The following is a 24,889-nucleotide window of genomic DNA, read 5'->3' as shown; positions in this document are numbered from 1 at the left end:
TCCGATCATTGTCATGGCTCAACCGCTGCACACCGTAGATCCGGTATCGGACAATTCGCCCACTGCCGGCCGAATGCCGTCCGTGCTGCTGTTGGCCGGCGCCTGTGTTGCCGGGTTCGTTGTGATCGGCGCACTGGCGCTCTGGTTCCACTACGGCTCCCAGGTGTTCTTCGAAATGCTCAGGACCGGCTTTGCCGCCTGCTTCTGACCCGCGACAGGAAGTTTTCCGCTCATGAGCTCTACCGCCCGTCCGCTGGTGATTGCGACCGCCTTCGCCTCGAGCCTCGTCGTCGGTCTGCTGGTGCTGTTCTGGGCCATGGGCGGGGTCGGCAAGGTTGCGCAGCCGGCCGCGATCGGCGGCCCATTCCAGCTCACCGATCAGAACGGCAAGATCGTTACCGACAACAGCCTCAAGGGCAAACCGACCCTGATCTTCTTCGGTTACACTCATTGCCCCGATGTCTGTCCGACCTCGCTGTTCGAGCTATCGGAAGTGCTGCGCGCGATGGGCAAGGATGCCGACAAGGTCAACGCCGTGTTCATCTCGGTCGATCCCGAGCGGGACACGCCAGCCACCATGAAGGACTATCTCTCGAGCTTCGATCCGCATCTCGAGGGACTGAGCGGCGATCCCGCCGAGACCGCCAAGGTGATCACCTCCTACCGGGTCTATGCCAAGAAGGTCCCGACCAAGGACGGCGACTACACGATGGACCACACCGCGCTGATCTATCTGATGGACCGCGACGGCCGTTTCGTCTCGCCGTTCAACCTGAAGCAGCCTCCGGAACAGGCCGCGAGCGAGCTGAAGCGGTATCTCTGAGGCCTCTGGCTAACCGCAATCGGCGCTCGCGTTCCCGGCCGGATGGTCTATAAGGCCCTCCGATCCCAACGAAATTCGTTCATCCCCGGCCGATGGCTCCATCGCAACAGGCGAAATCGTCCAAATCTGCCCGTGGCTTGCTGACAGGGCTGGCCGTTGCCGCGTGCCTGCTCGCGGGCTTGCCCGGCGCACGCGCGCAGGCTCCGGCCAGGCAGCCGCCGGCTGCGCCTCAAGCCACGACCCAGGTCGCGCCTCAAGCTGCCCCCAGGCGGTGCCCGGCTTCTGGGACCCGCGGCGGCGCCCGGAGCGGCCGGACCTGTCGCGCCTGACCGTGATCCGCTTTCTGACCGAGACCGATTACCCGCCATTCAACTACACCGGCGCCGACGGCAATCCGGCCGGGTTCAACGTCGATCTCGCCCGCTCGCTTTGTGACGAGATCAAGGTCACCTGCACGGTGCAGATGCGCCGCTTCGAGACGCTGGTCGATGCGCTCACCTCGAACCGGGGCGATGCGATCATCGCGTCGATGGCGGTGAGCCCGCAGCTTCGTGCGCGCGTCGATTTCACTGATCCCTATTACCGCGTGCCGGCGCGCTTCGTCTCGCGCAAGGATGCGGTGATGCCGGAGATCCGGCCCGAATATCTCGAAGGCAAGAAGGTCGGCGTCATCGCGGGCTCCGCGCATGAAGCCTATCTCAAGGCGATGTTCACCGACGCCGAGCTGCACGCCTATCCCAATGACGATGCTTTGCGCGCCGCGCTCCGCAAGGGCGAGGTCGATTTCATCTTCGGCGATGCCATCTCGCTGGCGTTCTGGATCAACGGCACCGATTCCGGCGATTGCTGCGCCTTCTCCGGCGGCCCCTTCGTCGAGAGCCGCTTCTTCGGTGAAGGCATCGGCATCGCCGTCCGCAAGGGCAACGACGTGCTGCGCCAGGCCCTGAACTGGGCCCTGTTCCGCGTCTGGGAAAAAGGCCGCTACACCGATCTGTGGCTGCGCTATTTCTCGGTGAGCCCGTTTTAGTTTTTCGCTGCCCTCTCCGCCGTCATTGCGAGGAGCTCGCGACAAAATTGCGTAGCAATTTTGCGCTGATGCGACGAAGCAATCCAGACTGTTTCCGCAGTGACAGCAATGACGGTGTGAGAGGCAACACCGCCCCACAAATTGCATTCTGCCCGGAAATCGCTATTTTCCGCGGCCCGGAGGCCCCTTGATGTCCGTTATCGATCCCAACATGAGCCCGAGCGATCTTCGTGCGCTCGCCGAACAATCCAACGCCTGGCCGTTCGAGCAGGCGAAGGCCATTGTCGCGCGGCTCAAGAAAAGCCCGAAGGACGAGGTGCTGTTCGAGACCGGCTATGGGCCGTCCGGGCTGCCGCATATCGGCACGTTCGGCGAGGTCGCGCGCACCTCGATGGTGCGCCATGCCTTTCGTGTGCTGACCGAGGACAAGATCAAGACGCGCCTGCTCGCCTTCTCCGATGACATGGATGGCCTGCGCAAGGTGCCTGACAATGTGCCCAACAAGGACATGCTGGCGCAGTATCTCGGGCGTCCGCTGACCGCCGTGCCCGATCCGTTCTCGAACGAGCATCCGTCGTTTGGCGATGCAAACAATGCGCGCCTGCGCGCGTTCCTGGATCATTTTGGCTTCGACTACGAGTTCGCAAGCTCGACCGTCTATTACAAGTCCGGCCGCTTCGACGCGACGCTGCTCAAGATGCTCGCGGCCTACGACCAGGTCATGGCGATCATCCTGCCGACGCTCGGGCCCGATCGCCGCGCCACCTATTCGCCGTTCCTGCCGATCAGCAAAACCACCGGAATCGTGCTCCAGGTGCCGATGGTCCGCCGCGACGTTGCGGCTGGCACCGTGACCTATGTCGATCCCGACACCAACGAGGAAGTCGAGACGCCGGTGACCGGCGGAAATGTCAAATGCCAGTGGAAGGCCGACTGGGCGATGCGCTGGGTTGCGCTCGGCGTCGACTACGAGATGGCTGGCAAGGATCTGATCGATTCGGTCAAGCTGTCCGGCGCGATCGCCAGGGCACTCGGCGGCACGCCGCCCGAAGGCTTCAACTACGAGCTCTTCCTCGACGAGAAGGGCCAGAAGATCTCGAAGTCGAAGGGCAACGGCCTCACCATCGATGAATGGCTGCGCTATGCCTCGCCGGAATCGCTGACGCTGTTCATGTATCGCGAGCCGAAGGCGGCGAAGCGGCTGTATTTCGATGTCATCCCGCGCAATGTCGACGACTATCAGCAGTTCTCGGACAGCTTTGCCAGGCAGGACGACAAGCAGCAGCTCGGCAATCCGGTCTGGCACATTCATTACGGCCATCCTCCGAAGGCCGACATGCCGGTCACGTTCCAGCTGCTCTTGACGCTGGTGTCGTCGTCGAACGCGGAAAACGCCGAGACGCTGTGGGGCTTTATTGGCCGCTACCGTCCCGGCGTGAGCCCGCAGACGCACCCGAAGCTGGATGCGATGGTCGGCTATGCCATCAACTATTATCGCGACTTCGTGGCGCCGACGAAGCAGTTCCGCCAGCCGACCGACGTCGAGCGCGCCGCGTTGCAAGATCTGCGCGATGCGCTGTCGCAGCTTCCGGCGGACGCGTCAGCCGAAGACATCCAGAACGTCGTCTACGAAATCGGTCGCCGCGAGCCGTTCCTCGACCAGGTCAAGAAGGGCAAGGACGGCCGCCCCGGCGTCACGCTGGACTGGTTCAACATGCTCTATCAGGTCCTGCTCGGCCAGGAGAAGGGCCCGCGCTTCGGCTCGTTCGTGGCGGTCTATGGCGTGCAGAACGCGGTCAACATGATCGACGGTGCGCTGGCGCGGAGTGCGTAGAGTGCAACGCTCACTGTCATCGTCCGCCTTGTGCGCACTTGCGCACTGGAGCGGACGATCCAGTATTCCAGAGGCAGCCGTTATAGAGTCGAGAGCTCGCGGCGTACCGGATTCCCCGCGTTCGCGGGCAATGACAGCGGCGCAAGTTTCACTGGCTCGCCCACACGATCCGCGCGATCCACGCCACGTCACCTGCCGCCATCGTCCGCTCGCCCTGGGTCACATCGAGCGGCTGCAATTCCAACGCCTTCGCCGTGCGGCGCTTCAGCATCGCGAGCATCATGTCGCCCGCCTTCGCCTTCACCACCACGCGGTCGCCCTTGCGGACCGGTGCGGTTGGTGAGACCAGAATGACGTCGCCGTCGCGATAGGCGGGCGCGAGCGCGTCGCCGGAAATCTCCAGCGCAAAAGCGTGGTTGTCCTCGGTGGTCGGCAGCGCGATCTCGCTCCAGCCTTTGCCGGATGGAAATCCGGATTCGTCGAACGCGCCGCTGAGGCCTGCCTGAGCGAAGCCGAGCAGCGGCACGGCACGGCCGTCGCCGGTATCGTCGTCGATCAGCCTGGCGAAAATGTCGATCGAGGACTCCGCGGCGGCCAGTGCCTTCGCGATCGATTCGGTCGAGGGCCAGCGCGCGCGGCCGTCGGAGGTGACGCGCTTGGACTTGTTGAAGGTGGTGGGATCGAGCCCGGCCCGCCTGGCAAGGCCGGACGACGACAGCCCGGCGCGCGCGGCCAGTCGGTCCAGCGCGGCCCAGATCTGGTCGTGGGTCAGCATCCTCTGCGCTTTGGCCTGTTTGACCATGGAAGGTCCAGCCCGTCGCAACTCAGGAAAACTGTCCTCAAATCAACCGGTTTTCCGTTTTTCGCGCAAGGGGCCACGAGCAAAGCGCTTTCAAGCGAAGTGGGTATCGGTTCGCGTCAAGAAAACGCGCCAAAACAAGAATTGAGCCCCGTTCCGATGAAATCGGAACGGAATTGGCTCTAAGTCTTGAGTTCGGGAGGTGTGGCCTCTACGGTCGCGCCCGGGTTTTCAGACCCGTTAGAGACGAAAACCCCAAGAGATTTAAAGGGCTCCAGTAAACATTGGTCAAGATCTACAAAATCTGTCCGGCCTCGGCCTGGCGCGAGGCGGAACGGCAGGGCGTGTACCGGGGCAGCGCGGATGACGAGCGCGACGGATTCATCCACTTCTCGACCGCCGCCCAGGTTCCCGAGACCCTGCGCAAGCATTATGTCGGCCAGCGTGCGCTGTTCCTGGTCGAGGTCGACGGCGACGCGCTCGGAGCCGAGCTCCGCTGGGAGCGCTCGCGCAATGACGAGCTGTTTCCGCATCTCTATGGCGAGCTCGATCTCGGCGCGGTGCTCTCGGTGATAAATCTCAACATTCGCTCCGATGGCGGCCACGACACCCCGGAGCTGGCCCCGTGATCCGCGCTTTCGATGCCTTCTCGCTGCCGGTGTTGCGCTGGCTCGATCCGGAGGACGCGCACCGCCTTGCGATCCAGGGCCTGCGCTTCCTGCCGCCGGTGAAGCCGCGGCCGGACGATCCGAAACTCGCAGTGCGCGCCTTCGGGCTCAACTTTCCCAACCCGATCGGCATGGCCGCGGGTTTCGACAAGAGTGCGGAAGTGCCGGACGCGCTGCTGCGACTGGGCTTCGGCTTCGTCGAGATCGGCTCGGTCACGCCGAAGCCGCAGGCAGGTAATCCGCGGCCGCGACTGTTTCGTCTCGAACGTGACGAAGCCGTCATCAACCGCATGGGCTTCAACAATGACGGCGCGGAAGTCGCGCTGCGCCGGCTGGCTGCCCGGGCGCAGCATGGCGGCATCGTCGGCGTCAATGTCGGCGCCAACAAGGATTCGCCGGATCGCGTCGCCGACTACGTCAAGCTGATCGAGACCTTTGCGCCGGTTGCGAGCTATTTCACCGTCAACGTCTCCTCGCCCAATACCCCGGGCCTGCGTAACCTGCAGGAAGGCGCGCTGCTCGACGATCTCCTCGGGCACGTGATCGATGCACGCGAGCGGGTGCGCGAGAGCGCCGGCGATACGCCGGTGCTGCTCAAGATCGCGCCTGATCTCAGCCTCGCCCAGCTCGACGACGTCGTGCAGGTCGCTCGCTCGCGCAAGGTCGACGGCATGATCGTGTCGAACACGACCATCGCGCGGCCGAGCACGTTGCGCGAGGAAACGCGGTCGAGGGAGCAGGGCGGCCTGTCCGGCCGGCCGCTGTTCCGCCTGTCGACGCGGATGGTCGCGGAGACCTATGTGCGCGTCGAGGGCGCGTTCCCGCTGATCGGTGTCGGTGGCATCGATTCCGGCGGCGCCGCGCTGACGAAAATCCGCGCCGGCGCGAGCCTTGTTCAGCTCTACTCGTCTCTGATCTACAAAGGCCTCGGTCTCGTCGAGGAGATCAAGCGCGATCTGACTTCGACGCTGCTGCGCACCGGCCGGGATTCGCTGTCCGAGATCGTCGGCGCCGATGCGGCGACGCTGACGGCGGAAGACTGGCCGGGGATGTAGCCGAGGCTGGTAGCCCGGATGGAGCGAAGCGCAATCCGGGATTCTTTCCGCGTGCACGAAGACCCCGGATTTCGCTTCGCTCCATCCGGGCTACGACTCTTCTACGATTTCAGGAACGTCGCCCGATGCAGCGCCGGATACCTTGCGCCCTGCAAGCCGCCGCGGGCGACGTAGAACGCGATCAGCGCGCACCACAGCCCGGTATTGCCGTACGCTTGCAGCGCCCACCACACGCCCAGGAATATCGCGAGCGAGGTCAGCATCAGGTTTCGCATCTCGCGCGCCCAGGTGGCGCCGACATAGATGCCGTCGAAGCCGAAGGCGAACACGCCGGGGATCGGCGCCAGCACGATGAACACCAGGAATTCGCGCGCCGCGCGGCGGACATCCTCGCTCGCGGTCATGAAGTTGATCAGGTTCGGCCCGAACAGCGCGAACAGTACGGCGACGATCATGGCGAAGCCGAGGCCCCACAGCAGCACCAGCCGGGTTGAATCGGAAAAACCATTGGCGTCGCGGGCGCCAAAGGTGCGGCCGCAGAGCTGCTGGGCGGCGTTGGCGAGGCCGTCGAGGAAGAAGGCGCTGACCAGCAGGAAATTGTTGAGCACGGCGTTCGCGGCCAGCGTCACGTCGCCGGCGCGCGCGCCCTTGGCGGTGAAGAACAGGAAGACGGTGATCAGCGCCGCGGTGCGGATCATGATGTCGGAGTTGACCGCCAGCAGCCGCATCAGCTTTGCGCGATCGAACAGCGTTGCGCGGGCAACGGCAAAGCCACCATGCGCATGGCGTCGGCAGACGATCACGCCGAGCACGAGACCGATGCCCTCCGACAGCAGGGCGGCGATCGCCGCACCGGCGATGCCGGTGTCGTAGACCAGCACCAGCAGAATCGTCGCCGCCATGTTGATGAGGTTGATGACCACCTGGAGCGCGAGCGCCGGATTGGCGCGGGCCTGTCCGACCAGCCAGCCGAGAATGACGTAGTTCGCGAACGCGAACGGCGACGACCAGATCCGGATCGTGAAATAGGCTTTTGCGGCGCGCGTCACGCCCGCGCTGCCGCCCATCAGGTCGAACAGCGCGGCGGCCAGCGGCAATTGCACCGCAATCAGTGCACCGCCGATCAGGCCGGCGATGATGAAGCCGCGCACCAGGATCACTGTCTGCTCGCGCGTGTCGCCGGCGCCGAGCGCCTGCGCAGTGAAGGCGAGCGTGCTCATGCGCAGGAAGCCGAACAGCCAGAACAGGCAGTCGAAGATGACTGAGGCCATGGCGACGCCGCCGAGCAGCGCGGCATCGTCAAGCCGGCCGATCGCGGTGGTCGAAACCACCCCGATCAGCGGCGTGGTGAGGTTCGCGACCATCGCGGGACCCGCGATGGCGAAGACCTGGCGGGAGCCAACCTTGGGATGAACGGGCGCGTGCATCAGCTGCGTCTACCCGACGACCCGCCCGATTGCACCATCATGGCCGACATGGCGCAATTGCATCGGCCGCGCGCTCCACCGCTAGCGGCGCGGCGAACCGAAAAGGCGCGACAGCAGCCAGATCGGGATCACGATGACCGCGCCGAGCAGGAAGTAGCGCCACAGCCAGTTCACGGCATCGAAGCCGAGATCCCACAGCCGCTGGAACAGCAGACGAATGCTGATGAGGATATTCCAGGGATCGAAGCCGATCGCGGCCAGCACGACGCCGACCAGGATCGAGAGCAGCACCAGGCGAAATGCGACCGTCAGCGGCGAGCCGCCGAGAAAGCGATGCAGGCCATCGCTGTGGCCGGCCGGCAAATCTCTGACGTCGTGGGCCATCTCAAACTCCTTGGGCGGATTCGCCCCGATTATAGGTCACGGCGGGGGACATGGGGAACCCCGACCCGACCGTCAATCAGCTTACCGCGTTTTAATTCGGGCGGCTCGAGAAGATAGATCTGGCGAAATCGGTCGCGCCGAAGGCTCCCTCTCCCGCTTGCAAGCGGGAGAGGGAGCGCACTTCCGCTGTGGCACGATCGAGGTTCATCGCGGCACACCTCAAGCCTCAATCTCCGCCGCCTCCGCTTTCAACATTTTTTCCAGCGTTTCCAGCCGGTCGGCCTCGCGCGGCGGCTTGTCCCAGCGCAGCCGGCTGATGCGGGGAAAGCGCATGGCGACGCCGGATTTGTGCCGCGGCGAGCGTTGCAGCCCCTCGAAAGCGACCTCCAGCACAAGTCCCTTGTCGCCCTCGTGCACGACATGGCGGACGGGCCCGAACTTTTCAGTGGTGTTGCGGCGGACGAAACGGTCGATCTGCAGCAGCTCCTCGTCGGTGAAGCCGAAATAAGCTTTTCCGACCGGCACCAGCTCGTCGCCGGCTTCACCTTCGGTCCAGACGCCGAAGGTGTAGTCGGAATAATAGGACGAGCGCTTTCCGTGGCCGCGCTGCGCATACATCAACACCGCGTCGATGATGTGCGGGTCTCGCTTCCACTTCCACCACTGGCCTTTCGGCCGTCCCGGCAGATAAGGCGCATCGCGCCGCTTCAGCATCACGCCCTCGACGGCGTCGGCATCCTCGCCCGCACCGGCGCTCGCGGGATCGGCGCGGGCGGCGGTGAGTGCGCCCCAGCTTGCGAAGTCGATGGTGGGCGACAGATCGATGCGGGGATCGCCGAGCTTTACGACGAACCTCTCCAGCCGCTCGCGCCGGTCGGCGAACGGCAGCTCGCGCAGATCGTTCTCGTCGTCGCTGAGCAGATCGTAAGCGCGAAGATGGATCGGGAATTCCTTCATCAGTTTTGGCGACACGACCTTGCGGTTGAGCCGCTGCTGCAGGACGTTGAAGCTCTGGACGCGCCCTTCGCGCAGGATCAGCAGCTCGCCGTCGATCGCGCCCGGCAGGCGCAAAGATGGCACCAGGTCCGGAAAGCTCCCGGTGATGTCCTCGCCGGTGCGCGAATAGAGCCGCGCCGTGATCTGGCCGCGCTCGTCGCGGCCGGCGACAGCCTGCACGCGGATGCCGTCCCATTTCCATTCGGCGACGTAGTCGGCGGGATCGAGGCTCGCGAAATCGCTGTCCTCGATCGCATGCGCCAGCATCACGGGGCGGAACGGCGCGGGATCGCGATTGACCGGCTTTTCGGCGCGGCCTTCCAGCCAGGCAAACAGGCCGAGATAGGGCGGCGCGAGGCCGGGCCAGATCAGCTCGACCTCGTGCGGGTCCTTGCCACCGAGCGCTGCGGCCGCGGTCTTTGCCAGACGCGCGGAGATGCCGATGCGCAACGCGCCGGTGACGAGCTTGAGCAGCGCCCACCGGCCGGTCTCGTCGAGTTCGTCCAGCCAGCGCTCGAGCTGCTTTGGCAGCTCGGTCTTGCTGAGCGTGCGGAGCGTGGTGACGACCTCGGTGAGGGCCGGGGGCGGTGGGTTGTTGTGGACGGCCATCGCCGCGCTGGGCCACATCAGCGCGACCGTCTCCGAGAGATCGCCGACGTAATCATACGACAACCCGAACAGCACCTCATCCGTGCGTGAGGCGATGAGATCGCGAATCAATGCCGGCTTGGCGTGCTTGAAGCTCAGCGCGCCCGTGAGCGCGGCCAGCGCGTAGCCGCGGTCGGGATCGCCGACTTCGCGAAAGTAGCCGGTGATTAGCCGCAGCTTGTTGTTGCGGCCGGGCTCATAGGCGAGGCGGTCCAGGAGTTCGGCGAAGCGGTTCATGCCTCGGCCTCGTTCTGAACCGGCGTCTCGCTCTCCTCCTCCTCGCCATAGCCGACGAGGTCGAGCGGCCGCGCCCGCAAGCCACGGGACCTGCACCAATGCACCAGCGCATCTTCCTGGCCATGGGTGACCCAGATTTCGCCGGCACCGGTCGCAGCGATCGTTGCGGTGAGGCCGTCCCAATCGGCATGGTCGGAGATCACCAGCGGCAATTCGATGCCGCGCTGTCGCGCGCGGCCCGCACGCGCATCCACCCCGATGCGAACGCAGTGACGGGATCGGGGAAGCGCCGCGTCCAGAGGTCGGCGGTCGCCGAGGGCGGCGCGAGCGTGATGGTGCCGGCGAGCGCCGCCTTCTTCACGCCCATCGCCGGCCTGAGCTCGCCGAGGTCGACCCCGCGGCTCTGATAATAGTGCGTGATCGACTCCATCGCGCCATGCAGATAGATCGGCGCGTCATAGCCGGCCCGGCGCAGCAGTGCGATCACGCGCTGGGCTTTGCCGAGCGAATAGGCGCCGACGAGATGCGCACGCTCGGGAAACAAAGCGACGGAGGCCAGCAGCTTCTTGACCTCGTCCGCGGCATCGCCATGGCGAAACACCGGCAGGCCGAACGTGGCCTCGGTGATGAAGACATCACAGGGCACCAGCTCGAACGGCACGCAGGTCGGGTCGGGCGCGTCCTTGTAGTCGCCGGAGGCGACGATGCAGGTGTCGTTGCAGGTCACCGCGATCTGCGCCGACCCCAGCACATGGCCGGCCGGGTGAAACTTGAGCTTGATGTCGCCGAGCCGGATTTCCTCGCCATAGCTGATCGCCTGCGTCGATCCGGCAAAATCATCGCCATAGCGCAGCCGCATCATGTCCAACGTTTCCTGCGTCGCCAGCACGGCGCCATGGCCGGCGCGGGCATGGTCGGAATGGCCGTGGGTGATCACGGCCCGCTCGACCGGGCGGATGGGATCGATATGGAAGCCGCCGGGCCTGCAGCACAGGCCGTCAGCAGTTGGCAACAGGATGTCTTGCGGGCGCATGCCTGATATATAGGCCGCTCCACCGCATCTTCGAGTCACCGCCCGCCTCGCTTTCTGGTTCCCAATGCCGCTCCGCCTGTTCCTGACTTCCGGCGATCTCATGGCCGACCGCCGCTTCGAGTTCGCGCGTGACCTCCAGCTCAAGGGCGATCTGCCCGCCGCCGCCGATCTCATCGAGCAGGCGCTCGAACTGGCGCCGAATTTCACCTCGGCCTGGTTCACGCTCGGCGAAATCCGCCAGCAGCTCGGCGAGCGCGACAAGGCCATCGCAGCATTTCGCGAATCGCGCCGGTGCGACCCTGGGGATCAGCACGGCGCCGGCCTGCATCTGATCCGCCTCGGCGACACAGAGATGGCGGAGATGCCAAAAGCCTATGTGCAGGCGCTGTTCGATCAATACGCGCCGCGCTTCGAGCACGTGCTGATCAACGATCTCGGCTACCGCGCGCCCTCGCTGATCTTCAAGGCGGTGCTCGCCGCCCGGGTCGCCGCGAAGAAGCCGGCCCTGTTCAAGCGCGCCATCGATCTCGGCTGCGGCACGGGACTCGCGGCGGCCGCGTTCGCGAAACAGGTCGATGAGTTCATCGGTATCGATCTGTCGCCCGGCATGATCAAGGAGGCGCGTGCCACCGAGCTCTACGCCGAGCTCGAAGTCGCCGACATGATCGAAGGCCTGCGCGGCAAGGCCGACGCGAGCGCCAACCTCGTCGTCGCCGCGGACGCGTTCGTCTATCTCTCCGATCTCGCGCCGGTGCTGACCGAGACAAGGCGCGTGCTCGCATCCGGCGGCGTGCTCGCCTTCACGCTGGAGACGCATGACGGCAATGGCATCGTTCTCGGCGAAGGCCTGCGCTATGCCCATTCGGCGGAATATGTCCGCGGCGCGATCGCGAAGGCCGGACTGAAGCTGCTGACGCTGGAGCCGGCGTCGCCGCGCATCGAGAACAACGAGCCGGTGCGGGGCCTCGTGGTCGTCGCCGAGAAAACTTGAGTCTAGGCGCTAATCTTTCTGCAGTTTGAGCGTCATTGCGCCGCCCAGCGACGAACTTCCCACTTGCGAGCCGTGCGGCGAAGCCAGCACAATGCGCGCACCAGGGAGAGAAACAACAATGACGACAAATCCATCGCGGCGCGATGTCAGCGCCGCCGCGCTCGCCACCATTGCCGCATCCGTTCTGCCCGCGCCTTATGTCCGGGCCGCCGAGAAGAAATACGATTCCGGCGCCAGCGACACCGAGATCAAGATCGGGCAGACCGTGCCGCATTCCGGTCCCGGCTCGCTCTACGGCGTGTTGGGGCGCATCGGCGAGGCCTATTTCCAGATGCTGAACGAGAAGGGCGGCATCAACGGCCGCAAGGTCAAGTTTCTCACCATGGACGACGCCTACAGCGCGCCGAAATGCGTCGAGGCGACGCGGCGTCTGGTCGAGCAGGAGGAGGTGCTCGCGCTCTACGGCTCGCTCGGCACCGCACCGCAGACCGCCGTGCACAAATACCTGAACGCCAAGGGCGTGCCGCAGCTGCTGCTCAACACCGGTGCGTCGAAGTGGAATAACCCGAAAGAGTTCAAGTGGACGATGGCGGGGCTGCCGCTCTATCCGACCGAGGCGCGCATCCTGGCGCGGCATGTCGTAGCCGTGAAGCCGAATGCCAAGGTCGGCATCCTCTACCAGAACGACGATTTCGGCCGCGACTTCCTCGGTCCGTTCAAGAAAGTGCTGGCCGATGCCGGCGGCACCGCATCGGTGATCATGGAGCAGACCTACGATCTCACTGATCCCACCGTCGATTCCCAGCTCATCAATCTCTCGAAATCGGGCGCGGATGTTTTCTACAACATCACCACCGGAAAGGCGACGTCGCAGTCGATCCGGAAAGTCGCCGAGCTCGGCTGGAAGCCGCTGCAGCTGCTGTCGGCCGGCTCGACTGGCCGCTCGATCCTCAATGCCGCGGGACTGGAGAACGCCGCCGGCATCGTCGCCATCCGCTACAACAAGGAGGTCGGCCTGCCGAAATGGGAGAAGGACCCCGACGTGATGGCGTTCGAGGAGCTGCGCAAGAAATACACGCCGGCGATCGATCAGGACAACACCATCGCCTTCGCCGGCTACGGCCAGGCCGTGACCATGGGCGAGATCCTGCGCCGCTGCGGCGACGAGCTTACCCGGGCCAATGTGTTGAAGCAGGCCTCCACGCTGAAAGGCTTCCACTCGCCCTATTTCCTCGACGGCGTCACCTACGACTACACGCCCGAGGACTACACACCGATGAAGACGCTCTACATCTCGATCTTCAGCGGCAAGGACTGGGACATCTCGGACAAGCCGATGTCGGAGTAGGAACAGGCTGGTGCTGTAGGGTGGGCAAAGGCGCGCTTGCGCCGTGCCCACCATCGCTCCAAACATCCCAGCGCGAATGGTGGGCACGCTTCGCTTTGCCCACCCTACGAGACCTCGTCGTGACCGCTCCCACCCCTCGACGAACCCGCCGCCACGGCTTACCTGTGATGCCGTGCCGCCCCGCATCCGCAAAATCCCGGCCGAGCCGGCCACGCTGCTGCCGGACCGCTTCCAGAAGTGGTTTGCGGCGCGCGGCTGGTCGCCGCGTGAGCATCAGCTCGCACTGCTGGAGAAGGCGCGCGAGGACCGCTCGGCCTTGCTGATCGCGCCGACCGGCGCCGGCAAGACACTCGCAGGATTTCTGCCGACGCTGGTGGAGCTGAGCGCCCCGCCAGCCTCTCCCGCGAAATCTGTCGTCTCCACCGGCCGCGCCGTGCAACGCAGCGGCGGCCTGCACACCCTCTACATCTCGCCGCTCAAGGCACTCGCGGTCGACATCGCGCGCAATCTGGAGCGGCCGGTCGCCGAGATGAGCCTTCCGATCAAGATCGAGACCCGCACCGGCGATACGCCGGTATCGCGGCGTCAGCGCCAGCGGCGCTATCCGCCGGACATCCTGCTGACGACGCCGGAGCAGCTCGCGCTCTTGCTCTCGTCCGACGACGCGCCGTTCCTGTTCTCGTCCTTGAAGCGCATCGTGCTCGACGAGCTGCATGCGCTGGTGACATCCAAGCGCGGGGATCTCTTGTCGCTCGGCCTTGCGCGGCTGTGGCGGCTGGCGCCGCAGATGCGTGCGATCGGGCTGTCGGCGACGGTCGCCGAGCCGGAATCGCTGGCCCGCTTCCTGGTGCCGCAACCGAAGGACCAGGCCGTATCGGCCGACATCGTCATCGCCGGCGGCGCGGCGCCGCCGCAGGTCGAGATGCTCGACACAAGCGAGCGGCTGCCCTGGGCCGGTCACAGCGCGCGCCACGCGCTTCCGGAAATCTACCAGATGATCAAGGCGAACAAGACCACGCTGGTTTTCGTCAACACCCGCAGCCAGGCCGAGATGCTGTTCCAGAACCTCTGGAGCATGAACGACGACAATCTCGCCATCGCGCTGCATCACGGCTCGCTCGACGTCGCGCAGCGCCGCAAGGTCGAGGACGCCATGTCGGCCGGCAAATTGCGCGGCGTGGTCTGCACCTCCTCGCTCGACCTCGGCGTCGATTGGGGCGATGTCGACCTCGTCGTCAATATCGGCGCGCCCAAGGGATCTTCGCGCCTGATGCAGCGGATCGGCCGCGCCAACCATCGCCTCGACGAGGCCTCGCGCGCCGTGCTGGTTCCGGCCAATCGCTTCGAGGTGCTGGAGTGCCGCGTCGCCATCGACGCCATTGCCGAGAATGCGCAGGACACGCCGCCGCTGCGTACCGGCGCCCTCGATGTGCTGGCCCAGCACGTGCTTGGCTGCGCCTGCGGCGAGCCGTTTTCCCGGACGAACTCTATGCCGAGGTTCGCACCGCGGCGACCTACGCCGATCTCTCGCGTCAGGATTTCGACCACGTCGTCGATTTCGTCGCGTCCGGCGGCTACGCGCTAAAGACCTATGAGCGCTTCGCCCGCATCAAGCAGGACAAGGAGGGACGCTGGCGCGTCGCCAACCCGAAGGTGCGGCAGAGCTACCGGATGAATGTCGGCACCATCGTCGAGGACGACATGCTGAAAGTGCGGCTGGTGCGCTCGCGCGGCGGCGGTTCGGGCTCGACCGGCGTGATCGCCCGCGGCGGCCGTTTGCTCGGCGAGATCGAGGAGGCCTTCATCGAGGGCCTCAGTCCGGGCGACACCTTCGTGTTCAGCGGCGAGGTGGTGCGCTACGAAACCCTTGTCGAGGACCAGGTCTACGTCTCGCGCGCGCACGACAAGGACCCGAAGGTGCCCTCCTACATGGGCGGCAAGTTTCCGCTCTCGACCTATCTCGCCGAGCGTGTCCGCCGCCTGCTCGACGACGGGCGCGCGTGGCAGGGCTTGCCGGAGCAGGTGCGCGACTGGCTGTCGCTGCAAAAGGACGTCTCGCGCGTGCCTGCGGTCCGCGAGCTGCTGGTGGAAAGTTTTCCGCGCGCCAACAAGCACTACATCGTCTGCTATCCCTTCGAGGGCCGCCTCGCCCACCAGACCCTCGGCATGCTGCTGACGCGGCGGCTGGAACGCATTCGCGCCCGCCCGCTCGGCTTCGTCGCCAACGAGTACGCGGTGGCGATCTGGGCGCTCGGCCACATGTCCTTGATGATCCGGAACGGCAAGCTCGATCTCAACGTGCTGTTCGACCCGGATATGCTCGGCGACGATCTCGAGGCCTGGCTCGCCGAATCCGCGCTGATGAAGCGCACGTTCCGCAATTGCGCGATCATCTCCGGCCTGATCGCGCGCCGCCACACCGGCGAGGAGAAGAGCCGCCGCCAGGTGTTGTTCTCGACCGATCTCGTCTACGACGTGCTGCGCAAGCATCAGGCCGACCACGTCCTCTTGCGCGCCGCGCGCGCCGATGCCGCCACCGGCCTGCTTGATCTGCGCCGCCTCGGCGACATGCTGAGCCGCATCCAAGGCCGCATCACCCACCGGGAACTCGACCACGTCTCTCCGCTCGCCGTCCCCGTGATGCTGGAAATCGGCCGCGAGTCAGTCTATGGCGAAGCTGGCGACGAGCTGTTGGCGGAAGCCGCCGACGAGCTGGTCAAAGAGGCGATGGGATAAGAGCAGGTTTTGACGTGACTTTGGGCGCGCCGGTTGCAGGGGATGTCGAGGACATGCGCGTTTCCAGGGTCAGCATCAGCGATGTGACTTTTGCGGCCGATCTCTCCGGCGCCCTGTTCTGGGACGAGCAGCGCCTGCTGGTCGTGTCCGACCTTCATCTCGAAAAGGGCTCCAGCTTCGCCACGCGCGGCGTGCTGCTGCCGCCCTACGATACGCTGGCGACGTTGAGCCGGCTCGCTGCTGTCATCTCCCGCCATGATCCCAAAATCGTCGTCGCGCTCGGCGACAGCTTTCATGATCGCTCCGCGCATGAGCGCCTCTCCGTGGATGACCGCGATGCCGTCGCCGCGCTCCAGAGCGGGCGCGACTGGATCTGGATTTCGGGCAATCACGATCCCATGCTGCCGCGCGACCTCGGCGGCACTGTCGCCGATGAAGTCGCGATCGGCCAAATCACCTTCCGCCACGAGCCGACCGGCGCGCCTGGCGAGATCGCCGGCCATCTCCATCCCAAGGCCCGCGTCTCCGCCCGCGGCCGTTCGATGGAGCGGCGTTGCTTCGCCAGCGACGGGATGCGCGCGGTGATGCCCGCCTTCGGCGCCTATGCGGGCGGCCTCAGCATCCGCGACGCCGCGTTCGCAAAGATCTTTCCCAAGAACGGCTTTGTCGCGCACCTGCTCGGCGACCGCCGCGTCCACGCCATCGCCGCGTCAAGGTGTTACTAGGCCGCGCTCTCGTAGGGTGGGCAAAGCGTAGCGTGCCCACCATCTACAACAGGCGCTGAAAGATGGTGGGCACGGCGCTCCGCGCCTTTGCCCACCCTGTACCCTTTGGGGTTCGCAGCCAGTCTAACGGTGTAGACTGGGAGTGCGGGCCGATCCGCCGGGAGCAGCCTTGCCCACCTGTGTCTTGAACACCGACGTAGGAGCCGCGCCCCGGCAGAGCGGCCGCGGTCGATATCCAGTAGGAGGTTTGCGCCGAGAGCGCCAGTACAGGGATTGATCGAGATCGCGGTGGCCCGCTTTTGAGAGCAAGGAGGTCCCAAAATGATCGAAGATGCACACTGGTTCGCCGGGATCGATTGGGCAACGCAGAGCCATAGCGTTTGCCTGCTGGATGCCGAAGGAAGACAGGTTGCTCGGCGCGAGTTCGCCCATGACGGCGCTGGGCTGACGGAGCTGCGTGACTGGCTGCTTGAGAAGACCAAGGCCGCACCGGGACAGATCGCCGTGGCGATCGAGATGCCGCACGGCCCGGTGGTGGAGATGTTGCTCGAACACGGGTTTGCGGTGTTTGCCATCAATCCCAAGCAGCTCGACCGCTTCCGTGATCGTTTCACGGCAGCTGGTGCCAAGGACGACCGCCGCGATGCCCATGTGCTCGCAGGCTCGCTGCGCACGGATCGCGCGGCCTTCCGCCGGCTTGTGGTTGATGATCCCACGATGATCGAGTTGCGTGAGTGGTCGCGCTTGGCCGACGAACTGCAGCAGGAGCGCACGCGTCTCGCCAACCGTCTTCGCCAGCAGTTGTGGCGCTATTATCCCCAAGCCACCAAGTTGACCGACGATGTCGCCGACGAATGGTTCCTGGCCCTTTGGCAGAAGGTGCCGACCCCGGACAGGGCGGCCAAGGCCAGCGAGAAGGCCATCGCGCGCATCCTGAGTGCATATCGTATCCGCCGTTTCGATGCGGCGGCGGCGCTCAAGATCTTGCGTGAGACCCCGCTGTTCGTGGCGTCGGGCACGACCGAGGCCGCCTGCGCCCACATCCGCAGCCTGGCGGCGCGCCTGCATCTGGTCAATCGGCAGATCAAGGAGGCTCATCAGAGCCTGGACCGTCTCTGTGCCGAGCTCGAAGCAGAGGAGAGCGCCTCGGGGCAGAGCCCGGCGCAGTGCGACGTGACGATCCTACGCTCCTGGCCAGGTATCGGCAGGATCAATCTCGCCACACTGCTCGCCGAGGCCGCAGAGCCCCTGCGCAGACGAGATTACCATGCTCTGCGCGCTTTGGCAGGAGCTGCCCCGGTGACGCGGCAAAGCGGCAAGCAGCGCTTCGTGGTCCGTCGCCTCGCCTGCAACAGGCGGCTGCAGAGCGCGGTCCATCACTGGTCTCGTGTCGCCATGCAACACGATGCGGCCACCCGGAAACGGTATGATGCCTTGCGGGCGCGGGGACATGGCCACGCGCGCGCCTGCGCAGCGTCGGGGATCGTTTGCTCTTTGCCCTCTGCACGACACTCAGGCGGCAGACCCCTTACGATGCGGACTACAACAGCGAAAACATCACCGCGACAGCGTAATCTCATTCCTTTGTTCGGCCGGGCGCGGACCATTCCTTCGTCCCGACCTGACGATCGCCAAGCGTCGCGCGCAGACGATGTCCAGGATGCCGAAGGCACCGGCAAAGCCGGCGCGCAGCGTCCTGGACTGCGTCGAGCACGGCGCTATGCTGGGTTCAGCAAGGACACTTCCCCTTGACGGACGGTAGGAGGTCCTACGAATCTACGCACTTCGCAAACTCACGCCGCCTTCGCTTGCACGTCCTCGCAAAATTCCGCGAGCCGATCTGCCAGCCGCAGCGTCGCGGAGCTCGCGTTCGGCGCGGCCATCAGCGCCACCTCGGTGCGGTTGATCGGCGCAAAGCCGTCTTTGGCGGTCAGCACGCGATGGTCGGCCTGGATCGACATCTCCGACAGAATGCTCAGCCCCATGCCGGCGGCGACCGCGGCTTGGATGCCGGCGAGGCTCGATGACGAATAGGACATGTGCCAGGCGCGGCCGGCGCTTTCCAGCGCGTGGATCGCGCCGGCGCGATAGAGGCAGCCGAGCGGAAAGCCGATCAGCGGCACCGACGGTGCGTTGACGTCGACCGGATGGCTCTTGCTGGTGACCCAGTGCACCCGCTCCGGCCATACCGCGATCGCGCCCTTTGCGCCGGCCTCGCGCTTGAAGAGCGCAAGATCGAGCTCGCCGCGTTCGAGATCGCGGGCGAGATTCTTGCTTTGGTCGGCGCGCACATCGAGCCGCAGGTTCGGATGCGAGCGTGAGAACGCGCCCAGCAATTTTGCCAGCCGATAGGCCGCAAAATCCTCGGGGATGCCGAGCCGGATCGCGCCTTCGCCTTCGTCGCGCAGCACATCGCGCGCCTCCTCGGCGAGCGTGAGCAGCCGCCGCGCATAGGACAGCAGCCGTTCGCCGGCCTCAGTGGGGCGCACATCCTTGCCGTCCCGGTGCAGCAGCACCTGACCGACATCCTCCTCCAGCCGCTTGATCTGCTGACTGACGGTCGATTGCGTGCGGTGGACGCGCTCGCCGGCGCGGGTGAAGCCGCCGGCCTCGACCACCGAGACGAAGCTGCGCAGGAGCTCCAGATCGAGCATCGGCACCTCCATTCGAAAATTCACTGACTGCGAGTTAATCATTTAATTTCCAAATGACAAGCCGGATCCCTAGATCGAGGGCTCAGGAGAATGCCCCCAATGTCCCTCGCCCCCTCAATCCCGCTCCCCCGCAACCGCTTCAACACCCTGCCGCTCGCGATCGGCGTGTTTTGCCTGCTCTGGAGTTATGCCTTTGTCGCCGGCAAGATCGGCGTCACTCATTGTCCGCCGCTGATCCTGCTTGCCGCGCGTTTCTCGCTCGCGGGCGTCTTGATCCTCGGCGCTACGGCTATCCGCGGCGACTGGTCGTTGTCGTGGCGCGATGCCGTGATCTTTGCCGTGCTCGGCATCGCCAACAATGCGCTCTATCTCGGGCTCGGCTACACCGGCCTGCAATCGGTCTCCGCCGGCCTCGGCGGCCTGATCGTCTCGGCCAATCCGGTGTTCACGGCCGCGCTCGCGGCGCTTTTGCTCGGCGAGGGCATGACCTGGCGCAAGGCGAGCGGCCTCCTGCTCGGCATCGTCGGCGTCACCCTCATAGTCTGGCATCGCCTCTCGGTCGGCACCGACAGCCTGCACGGCATCCTCTTCACCCTGGCCTCGCTCGCGTCCATCGTCACCGGCACCATCCTCTTCAAGCTGCTCGCGCCCAAGGGGTCGCTGTGGATCGGCAATGGCGTGCAGAATCTCGCCGCCGGCATCGTGCTGACGCCGGTTGCGCTCACCTTCGCTGATCTTCACGCGATCGATTTCACTCCGAGCCTGATCGGCGCCTTCGCGTTTCTCGTGCTCGGCGGCTCGATCCTGGCCTACTGGCTCTGGTTTCATCTCCTGAAAGTGTGTGGCGCGACCGCTGCCAGTGCCTATCATTTCCTGATGCCGCCGCTCGGCATGCTGTTTGCCTTCATCGTGCTCGGTGAACACGTCGAAGCGCGTGACTTGCTGGGGATCGTTCCGGTGGCGCTCGGCATTTACCTGGTGACGCGCCCCGCAAAGCCCGTCGTGTAAGAGGAGATCCCTGATGCCCGTTTCCATCACCCTGATCGGCGGCCCCACCGCGCTGATCGAGATCGACGGCTTTCGCCTGCTCACCGATCCCACTTTCGATGCCCCCGGCGCCTATCAGCTGCCGCATGTGAAGCTGGAGAAGACCATCGGTCCCGCGATGAAGGCCGATTCGATCGGCCCGGTCGATGCCGTGCTGCTCAGCCACGACCAGCATTCGGACAATCTCGACAATTCCGGCCGTGAATATCTGCTGAAAGCGCCGCGTGCGCTGACGACGGAGGCCGGTGCCAGGCGTCTTGGCGGTCATGTCGAGGGCCTTGCGCCCTGGGCGACCGCGCACCTGAAGGACGATGACGGCAACACGCTGACCGTCACCGCGACGCCGGCGCGCCACGGTCCGGCCGGCATCGAGCCGCTGTCGGGCGACGTCATCGGCTTCGTGGTGCAATCGAGCCGCAAGGACACGCGCCCGGTCTATATCAGCGGCGACACGACCTGGTTCGACGGCGTCGCCGAGGTCGCGCGCCGCTTCAAATGCGGCGTGGTGCTGCCGTTCGCTGGCGCCGCGCAAACGCGCGGGCCGTTCCACCTCACCATGGACACCAACGATACCATCGAGACCGCGCGCGCCTTCCCCGACGCGATGATCGTGCCGCTGCATACCGAGGGCTGGGCGCATTTTCGCCAGAACGGCGAGGACCTGCGCAAGACTTTTGACGTGCTCGGGTTCGGGACGCGGCTGCGGCTGCTGGAGCCCGGCGTGCCGACGGTGATCGAGGCCCCGTAGCCGCCACAGCCGTCATTGCGAGGAGCGAAGCGACGAAGCAATCCAGACTGTCTCCGCGGAGGGATTCTGGATTGCTTCGCTTCGCTCGCAGTGACGAGCGGAGACACTTTCCGTGCTTGAAGAAACGTCTTAATGCGCGGCCGACGCCGACTTCTTCGTCGCGACCGGCTTCGGCGCGGGTTTGCCGTTCGCCTGCGGTGCGGTGTCCCAGCCGCCGTTCGGGGCCGGAACGTTGACGGCGTCGTCGGGCTGCGGCTCGGCGCTGAAGGTCTGGATCGCGAGCTTGGCGGCGGCGAGCGATTGCGGGTCGAGGCGCTTGGCGACGTCGTCACGCTTGGTCGCTGCGTCCGCGTCGCCCTGTCCGGCCGCGAGGGTGAACCATTTGTAGGACTCGGCGAGGTTCTGTTCGACGCCGATGCCGCGGGCATAGAGGATGCCGAGGTTGAACTGGCTGTCGGCGACGCCGCGGTCGGCCGCTTTGCGGAACCACTGCGCCGCGCTCTTGTAGTTGGCGCCGCGTCCGCCGCCGTCGGCGTCGAGCACGGCGAGATTGTGCATCGCCTTGGCGCTGCCGCGCTCGGCGGCCTGCGTGTAGTAGCGGCGGGCGATGTCGGCGTCTTTCTTCACGCCCAGGCCCTTTTCGTAGAGCGTGCCGAGACGGAAGGTCGCGGGCACCACGCCGGCCTGGGCCGCGCGATCGTACCACTTCGCCGCTTCGTCGTAGTTCGCGGCCACGCCCTTGCCCTCGGCAAAGCGCACCCCGATCTCGTAGGCCGCGGTCGCATCGCCTTTCATCGCGGCGGTGCGCAGGCCCGGGCCGCCGATGCCGTCAGGCAGCTTCTCGCTCGGCGGCACCTGGACCGTGCCGAGCCGTGCGCGGCTCATGCCAGACAGCGCGCCGGTGACGTCGCTGGAGGAAGCGGGCGGGTCGGCGCTGCGGCGGGAGCGGGCGGAATTTCGACTGAAGCCGTGTTGCCGGAGCTCGTCGCAGGCGCCGGTGCGGCATTGTTCAGGGACTGCTTCCCGATCGGCGTCGGCGAGGTCATCGACGGCGTGACCTGCTCGGGCGCGGCGGACTTGTTCTCGACCGGCGGCGGCGCCTGCGGCGCGGGCTGGCTCGACGAATTTTCCATCGCCTGCGGCGCCGGCGGCGCGCTGCCGCCTTCGAGCAGGTTCATCGCCATCTTGAAGGTGCCGAGCACGATCACGACCACGCTTGCGCCGACCAGCAGGGAGCGGATCTTCGAGGTGATCGTCGAGGCGCCTTGCTGGGCTTGTGCCTGTGCTTGTCCCTTTCCTGGCCCTTGTCCTTGGTGCGGGCGGCGATCGCGGCCTTGACGCCGCGGGCGGGCTTCTCCGGCGGCTGCGCGGCGGCAGCTTGCGCGGCCCGGCGTGCGGCCGCGATGAAGCTCGACGATGACACCGGCTCCTTCGGCGCGGCGGGAATTTCGCTGATCGCGCTCTCGGACGCGGCAATACGCTCGGACGGCGTGGCGGGGCGGCCGTTCGGACGCGTGCCGGGCTCAAGCGGATGATCCGGCGGCAGTTCGGGCGCGATCGCGGCGCGGGCAGGCGCCGTGTGCGGCTCGAGGATCTCGCTGATCGCACGCGGCGGCACCGGCGCCATCGGCACCGGCGGCGCTGCGGGCGCGGCGGCATGGAATTCACGCGGCGCGGCGACGAAGGTGGAGTGCGCCGGCTGCTGCGCGGCGGCGGGATTCGGCAGCTCGGGTTTCGGATCGTATTTCGGCTGCTGCGGCGGCCGCTGCTCCAGCGCCATCGGCGCCGGCTCGACCGGCGCCGCCATCTGCATGGGCGCGGCCATCGGCATCGGCGCAGGGGCTGGCGGCGCGGTACGCACGGCGCGCAGATCGCCCTCGATCATCGAGAGACGATCGACGACATGGCCGAGCGTGTTGTGGACGGCTTCCAGCGAATCCTGGGTGCTGCGGTTGGTTTCGGCCTGGCTGTAGCGGATGTCGGACAGCTCGCGCTTGACGAGATCGACCATTCCGGAATCGGGAGACGGCGCCGGGTTTCGGCTCTCGGCGAGCGCGGAATAGGTCGCCTGCTGCCGTTCCAGGTGCCGCAGGATGTCGTGCAGCCCGTCCTCGACACGGCTCAGATTGCCGCCGCGCGTATCGGAATTGCTCTCGATCCGCTCCAGCAGATAGGAGACCCGCTGCTCGAGATGCGCGAAGGTCGAGGCCGAGTCGTTGCCGACCGACATGCGGTCGAAACGGTCGGACAGCGCGCGGATCGCGCTTTCCAGATGTTCGGTGCTCTCGGCCGGTTGCGGCCGCTCGCGCGTTTCCAGCGCAGCGGTGAGCGCGGCGATGCGCTGCTCCAGCACGGCAAAGCTGTCGCCGCGGTCCGAGGAGCGATTGACCTGGTCGACCTTGGACGACAACAGCTGCACGTCCTCGGAAAGCCGTGCCAGCGCTTCATTGGAGGCGACGTTCGAAACGATGCCGCGCAGCGCCGAGATCGCGCCTTCGAGCTGGCGCACGGTCGAGGGGTCGTCATTGGCGCGCAGGATCAGATCGAGCTTGGCGCCGAGATTGCGGATCGCCTCGTCGTAGCCGGTGAGCTGCTCGGCCGGCGTCAGCGTGCGCAGCACCTCTTTGATGTCGGCGAGCGCGCGCTCGATGCCTGAGAGCACCTGGACGTCGGTGCCGTTGGAGCGGGTCTCGTCGATGCGACGGTGCAGCGAGCGGATCTCGTTCTCGATCGATTCGATCGCGCGGCGCGGCATCGCCTCGGTGATGGCGTTGCGGATCTCGGCGAGCTCCGCGCGGAAGCCGTTGATCGCCTGCTCGGTATTGTCAGGACGCTGCAGCGATTCGATCTGGCTCGTGATCTTGAGCAGATGGCGTTCGAGCGACGAAAAATCCGGCCCCGGCTGCGGTGGCGGCGGAGCATAGGCAGGCGCGGGCGGCGCCATCGGTGGCGCATGGGGAGCTGCCGAGGGCGCAATCGACGGCGCGGCGCGCGGCGGCATCTGCCGCGGCGTGAAGCCGTCGAGCTCGCTCTGCCGTGCGGTGATCTCGGCGACGGCGACGTCGAACGACGCGGGGCTCAGGGGCGGCGAGCTGCGATAGACTTGTGCGGCGGCGCGCTCGACCGCGTCGGCCTGGCGCTGGCGCGTCTCGACCGGTGCGGCGCGCTGTGGCTGCGGCGGCTGCGCCTGAGGAGGCCGCGAGATCTGCGACAGGCGGGCATCGAGCCGCGAGATCGCGTCATTGAGCTGGCGGGCGACGCCCTGCTCGCGCGACACGTCCTGTCGTGAAGCGTCTTGTCGTGAAGCCTCTTGGCGCGGGGCGGCGGGCTTTGAAATCCGCTCGATCTGCTGGGTGATCGCGTCGAGGCGCTGATGGATATCGGCGACTTCGCGGCTCTCCTGGCTCGATCCCTGGCCCGGCATCTGCTGCGCGCGCGGATCGGGACAATGATCCTGACGTTGGTCCTGGCGCTGCTCGTAAGGCCCGCGAAAGTTCGGCGGGGCAGTTTCGCCGAGCGTGGAATTCAGCCAATCGTTGAGTGACATGCCGGCACGACGCGCAGCAGCCTCGGCCCGCTCCCTGACGGATGGATCGATGCCGTCCACACTCCACGATACGCGCGAATTCATGACTCTGTCCGGTTCCGACTCCGGCGCCCCACCCGACGCCTCCAGTCTCCCCACGCGTCCCGGTTGCAAGACAATCGA

General features: G+C 66.0%; 17 protein-coding genes and 3 pseudogenes. 13 read left to right on the top strand and 7 right to left on the bottom strand.

Going from position 1 to position 24,889, the window contains the following annotated elements; translation table 11 throughout:
• Positions 1-13 precede the first annotated feature (13 nt).
• From ACTGJ9_RS03420 to ACTGJ9_RS03405, 4 genes are all read left to right on the top strand, one after another.
• A complete protein-coding gene (locus ACTGJ9_RS03420) occupies positions 14-208 on the top strand; it encodes a hypothetical protein (protein WP_456675930.1) in 195 nt (64 codons plus the stop codon).
• 24 nt (positions 209-232) lie between these two features.
• The gene (locus tag ACTGJ9_RS03415; protein ID WP_456675929.1) at positions 233-823 is read left to right on the top strand and encodes an SCO family protein; all 591 of its coding nucleotides are present in this window, start codon (positions 233-235) and stop codon (positions 821-823) included.
• Positions 824-947: 124 nt separating this feature from the next.
• Positions 948-1,850 carry a transporter substrate-binding domain-containing protein gene (locus tag ACTGJ9_RS03410; RefSeq protein WP_456678430.1) on the top strand — a complete coding sequence of 301 codons (903 nt, stop codon included), beginning with the start codon at positions 948-950 and terminating at the stop codon, positions 1,848-1,850.
• 190 nt (positions 1,851-2,040) lie between these two features.
• The gene (locus ACTGJ9_RS03405) at positions 2,041-3,684 is read left to right on the top strand and encodes a lysine--tRNA ligase (protein ID WP_456675928.1); all 1,644 of its coding nucleotides are present in this window, start codon (positions 2,041-2,043) and stop codon (positions 3,682-3,684) included.
• A gap of 148 nt (positions 3,685-3,832) precedes the next feature.
• On the opposite strand, the gene ACTGJ9_RS03400 is transcribed toward ACTGJ9_RS03405, so the two are convergent.
• The gene (locus ACTGJ9_RS03400) at positions 3,833-4,486 is read right to left on the bottom strand and encodes a S24 family peptidase (RefSeq protein ID WP_456675927.1); all 654 of its coding nucleotides are present in this window, start codon (positions 4,484-4,486) and stop codon (positions 3,833-3,835) included.
• Positions 4,487-4,767: 281 nt separating this feature from the next.
• On the opposite strand from ACTGJ9_RS03400, the gene ACTGJ9_RS03395 reads away from it, so the two are divergent.
• Both ACTGJ9_RS03395 and ACTGJ9_RS03390 read left to right on the top strand, forming a co-directional pair.
• Positions 4,768-5,112: a DUF952 domain-containing protein gene (locus tag ACTGJ9_RS03395; protein WP_456675926.1), complete on the top strand. Its 345-nt coding sequence runs from the start codon at positions 4,768-4,770 to the stop codon at positions 5,110-5,112.
• The gene (locus tag ACTGJ9_RS03390; RefSeq protein WP_456675925.1) at positions 5,109-6,206 is read left to right on the top strand and encodes a quinone-dependent dihydroorotate dehydrogenase; all 1,098 of its coding nucleotides are present in this window, start codon (positions 5,109-5,111) and stop codon (positions 6,204-6,206) included. Before ACTGJ9_RS03395 ends, ACTGJ9_RS03390 begins: the two co-directional genes overlap by 4 nt.
• A gap of 101 nt (positions 6,207-6,307) precedes the next feature.
• Here the strand turns inward: ACTGJ9_RS03390 and ACTGJ9_RS03385 are convergent, their stop codons facing one another.
• The 4 genes and pseudogenes from ACTGJ9_RS03385 to ACTGJ9_RS03370 form a co-directional block, all read right to left on the bottom strand.
• Entirely contained in the window at positions 6,308-7,633 is a 1,326-nt protein-coding gene (locus ACTGJ9_RS03385) for an MATE family efflux transporter (RefSeq protein ID WP_456675924.1), read from the bottom strand.
• An 81-nt stretch (positions 7,634-7,714) separates the two neighbouring features.
• Positions 7,715-8,017, bottom strand: coding sequence for a DUF6460 domain-containing protein (locus ACTGJ9_RS03380; protein WP_456675923.1), 303 nt, complete (start codon positions 8,015-8,017; stop codon positions 7,715-7,717).
• A gap of 219 nt (positions 8,018-8,236) precedes the next feature.
• Entirely contained in the window at positions 8,237-9,898 is a 1,662-nt protein-coding gene (locus ACTGJ9_RS03375; protein WP_456675922.1) for an ATP-dependent DNA ligase, read from the bottom strand.
• Positions 9,895-10,931, bottom strand: a pseudogene (locus ACTGJ9_RS03370) (ligase-associated DNA damage response exonuclease). The gene ACTGJ9_RS03375 and the pseudogene ACTGJ9_RS03370 overlap by 4 nt, the downstream one beginning before the upstream one ends.
• Before the next feature lie 64 nt (positions 10,932-10,995).
• On the opposite strand from ACTGJ9_RS03370, the gene ACTGJ9_RS03365 reads away from it, so the two are divergent.
• The 5 genes and pseudogenes from ACTGJ9_RS03365 (at position 10,996) to ACTGJ9_RS03345 (ending at position 18,483) form a co-directional block, all read left to right on the top strand.
• Positions 10,996-11,922 carry a methyltransferase domain-containing protein gene (locus ACTGJ9_RS03365; protein ID WP_456675921.1) on the top strand — a complete coding sequence of 309 codons (927 nt, stop codon included), beginning with the start codon at positions 10,996-10,998 and terminating at the stop codon, positions 11,920-11,922.
• 118 nt (positions 11,923-12,040) lie between these two features.
• Positions 12,041-13,270: an ABC transporter substrate-binding protein gene (locus ACTGJ9_RS03360; protein ID WP_456675920.1), complete on the top strand. Its 1,230-nt coding sequence runs from the start codon at positions 12,041-12,043 to the stop codon at positions 13,268-13,270.
• A gap of 172 nt (positions 13,271-13,442) precedes the next feature.
• Positions 13,443-16,006 (top strand): annotated as a pseudogene (locus ACTGJ9_RS03355) (ligase-associated DNA damage response DEXH box helicase).
• A 53-nt stretch (positions 16,007-16,059) separates the two neighbouring features.
• Positions 16,060-16,731, top strand: coding sequence for a ligase-associated DNA damage response endonuclease PdeM (pdeM, locus tag ACTGJ9_RS03350; protein WP_456675919.1), 672 nt, complete (start codon positions 16,060-16,062; stop codon positions 16,729-16,731).
• A 321-nt stretch (positions 16,732-17,052) separates the two neighbouring features.
• A complete protein-coding gene (locus ACTGJ9_RS03345) occupies positions 17,053-18,483 on the top strand; it encodes an IS110 family RNA-guided transposase (RefSeq protein ID WP_456675918.1) in 1,431 nt (476 codons plus the stop codon).
• Positions 18,484-18,524: 41 nt separating this feature from the next.
• Here the strand turns inward: ACTGJ9_RS03345 and ACTGJ9_RS03340 are convergent, their stop codons facing one another.
• Positions 18,525-19,385, bottom strand: coding sequence for a LysR family transcriptional regulator (locus tag ACTGJ9_RS03340; RefSeq protein WP_456675917.1), 861 nt, complete (start codon positions 19,383-19,385; stop codon positions 18,525-18,527).
• Between the two features lie 99 nt (positions 19,386-19,484).
• Here ACTGJ9_RS03340 and ACTGJ9_RS03335 point away from each other — a divergent pair, with 99 nt between their 5' ends.
• Complete coding sequence (locus ACTGJ9_RS03335; RefSeq protein ID WP_456675916.1) at positions 19,485-20,393, top strand: DMT family transporter; 909 nt, start codon at positions 19,485-19,487, stop codon at positions 20,391-20,393.
• Positions 20,394-20,406: 13 nt separating this feature from the next.
• The gene (locus tag ACTGJ9_RS03330) at positions 20,407-21,180 is read left to right on the top strand and encodes an MBL fold metallo-hydrolase (protein ID WP_456675915.1); all 774 of its coding nucleotides are present in this window, start codon (positions 20,407-20,409) and stop codon (positions 21,178-21,180) included.
• A gap of 129 nt (positions 21,181-21,309) precedes the next feature.
• On the opposite strand, the pseudogene ACTGJ9_RS03325 reads toward ACTGJ9_RS03330, so the two are convergent.
• Positions 21,310-24,811, bottom strand: a pseudogene (locus tag ACTGJ9_RS03325) (tetratricopeptide repeat protein).
• Positions 24,812-24,889: the final 78 nt, after the last annotated feature.

It is taken from the genome of Bradyrhizobium sp. RDM12, from assembly GCF_051917485.1.
Classification (GTDB): domain Bacteria; phylum Pseudomonadota; class Alphaproteobacteria; order Rhizobiales; family Xanthobacteraceae; genus Bradyrhizobium.
Note: the sequence above shows the minus strand (reverse complement) of the source record. Positions and strands in the feature narration are given on the sequence as shown.

What these genes read in the sequence shown, in the direction of transcription:
- ACTGJ9_RS03330 (WP_456675915.1), top strand. Translation starts at nt 20,407, where the DNA reads ATGCCCGTTTCCATCACCCTGATCGGCGGCCCCACCGCGCTGATCGAG.
- ACTGJ9_RS03345 (WP_456675918.1), top strand. Translation starts at nt 17,053, where the DNA reads ATGATCGAAGATGCACACTGGTTCGCCGGGATCGATTGGGCAACGCAG.
- ACTGJ9_RS03380 (WP_456675923.1), bottom strand. Translation starts at nt 8,017, where the DNA reads ATGGCCCACGACGTCAGAGATTTGCCGGCCGGCCACAGCGATGGCCTG.
- ACTGJ9_RS03405 (WP_456675928.1), top strand. Translation starts at nt 2,041, where the DNA reads ATGTCCGTTATCGATCCCAACATGAGCCCGAGCGATCTTCGTGCGCTC.
- ACTGJ9_RS03360 (WP_456675920.1), top strand. Translation starts at nt 12,041, where the DNA reads ATGACGACAAATCCATCGCGGCGCGATGTCAGCGCCGCCGCGCTCGCC.
- ACTGJ9_RS03420 (WP_456675930.1), top strand. Translation starts at nt 14, where the DNA reads ATGGCTCAACCGCTGCACACCGTAGATCCGGTATCGGACAATTCGCCC.
- ACTGJ9_RS03340 (WP_456675917.1), bottom strand. Translation starts at nt 19,385, where the DNA reads ATGCTCGATCTGGAGCTCCTGCGCAGCTTCGTCTCGGTGGTCGAGGCC.
- ACTGJ9_RS03375 (WP_456675922.1), bottom strand. Translation starts at nt 9,898, where the DNA reads ATGAACCGCTTCGCCGAACTCCTGGACCGCCTCGCCTATGAGCCCGGC.
- ACTGJ9_RS03335 (WP_456675916.1), top strand. Translation starts at nt 19,485, where the DNA reads ATGTCCCTCGCCCCCTCAATCCCGCTCCCCCGCAACCGCTTCAACACC.
- ACTGJ9_RS03365 (WP_456675921.1), top strand. Translation starts at nt 10,996, where the DNA reads ATGCCGCTCCGCCTGTTCCTGACTTCCGGCGATCTCATGGCCGACCGC.
- ACTGJ9_RS03415 (WP_456675929.1), top strand. Translation starts at nt 233, where the DNA reads ATGAGCTCTACCGCCCGTCCGCTGGTGATTGCGACCGCCTTCGCCTCG.
- ACTGJ9_RS03385 (WP_456675924.1), bottom strand. Translation starts at nt 7,633, where the DNA reads ATGCACGCGCCCGTTCATCCCAAGGTTGGCTCCCGCCAGGTCTTCGCC.
- ACTGJ9_RS03400 (WP_456675927.1), bottom strand. Translation starts at nt 4,486, where the DNA reads ATGGTCAAACAGGCCAAAGCGCAGAGGATGCTGACCCACGACCAGATC.
- pdeM (WP_456675919.1), top strand. Translation starts at nt 16,060, where the DNA reads ATGCGCGTTTCCAGGGTCAGCATCAGCGATGTGACTTTTGCGGCCGAT.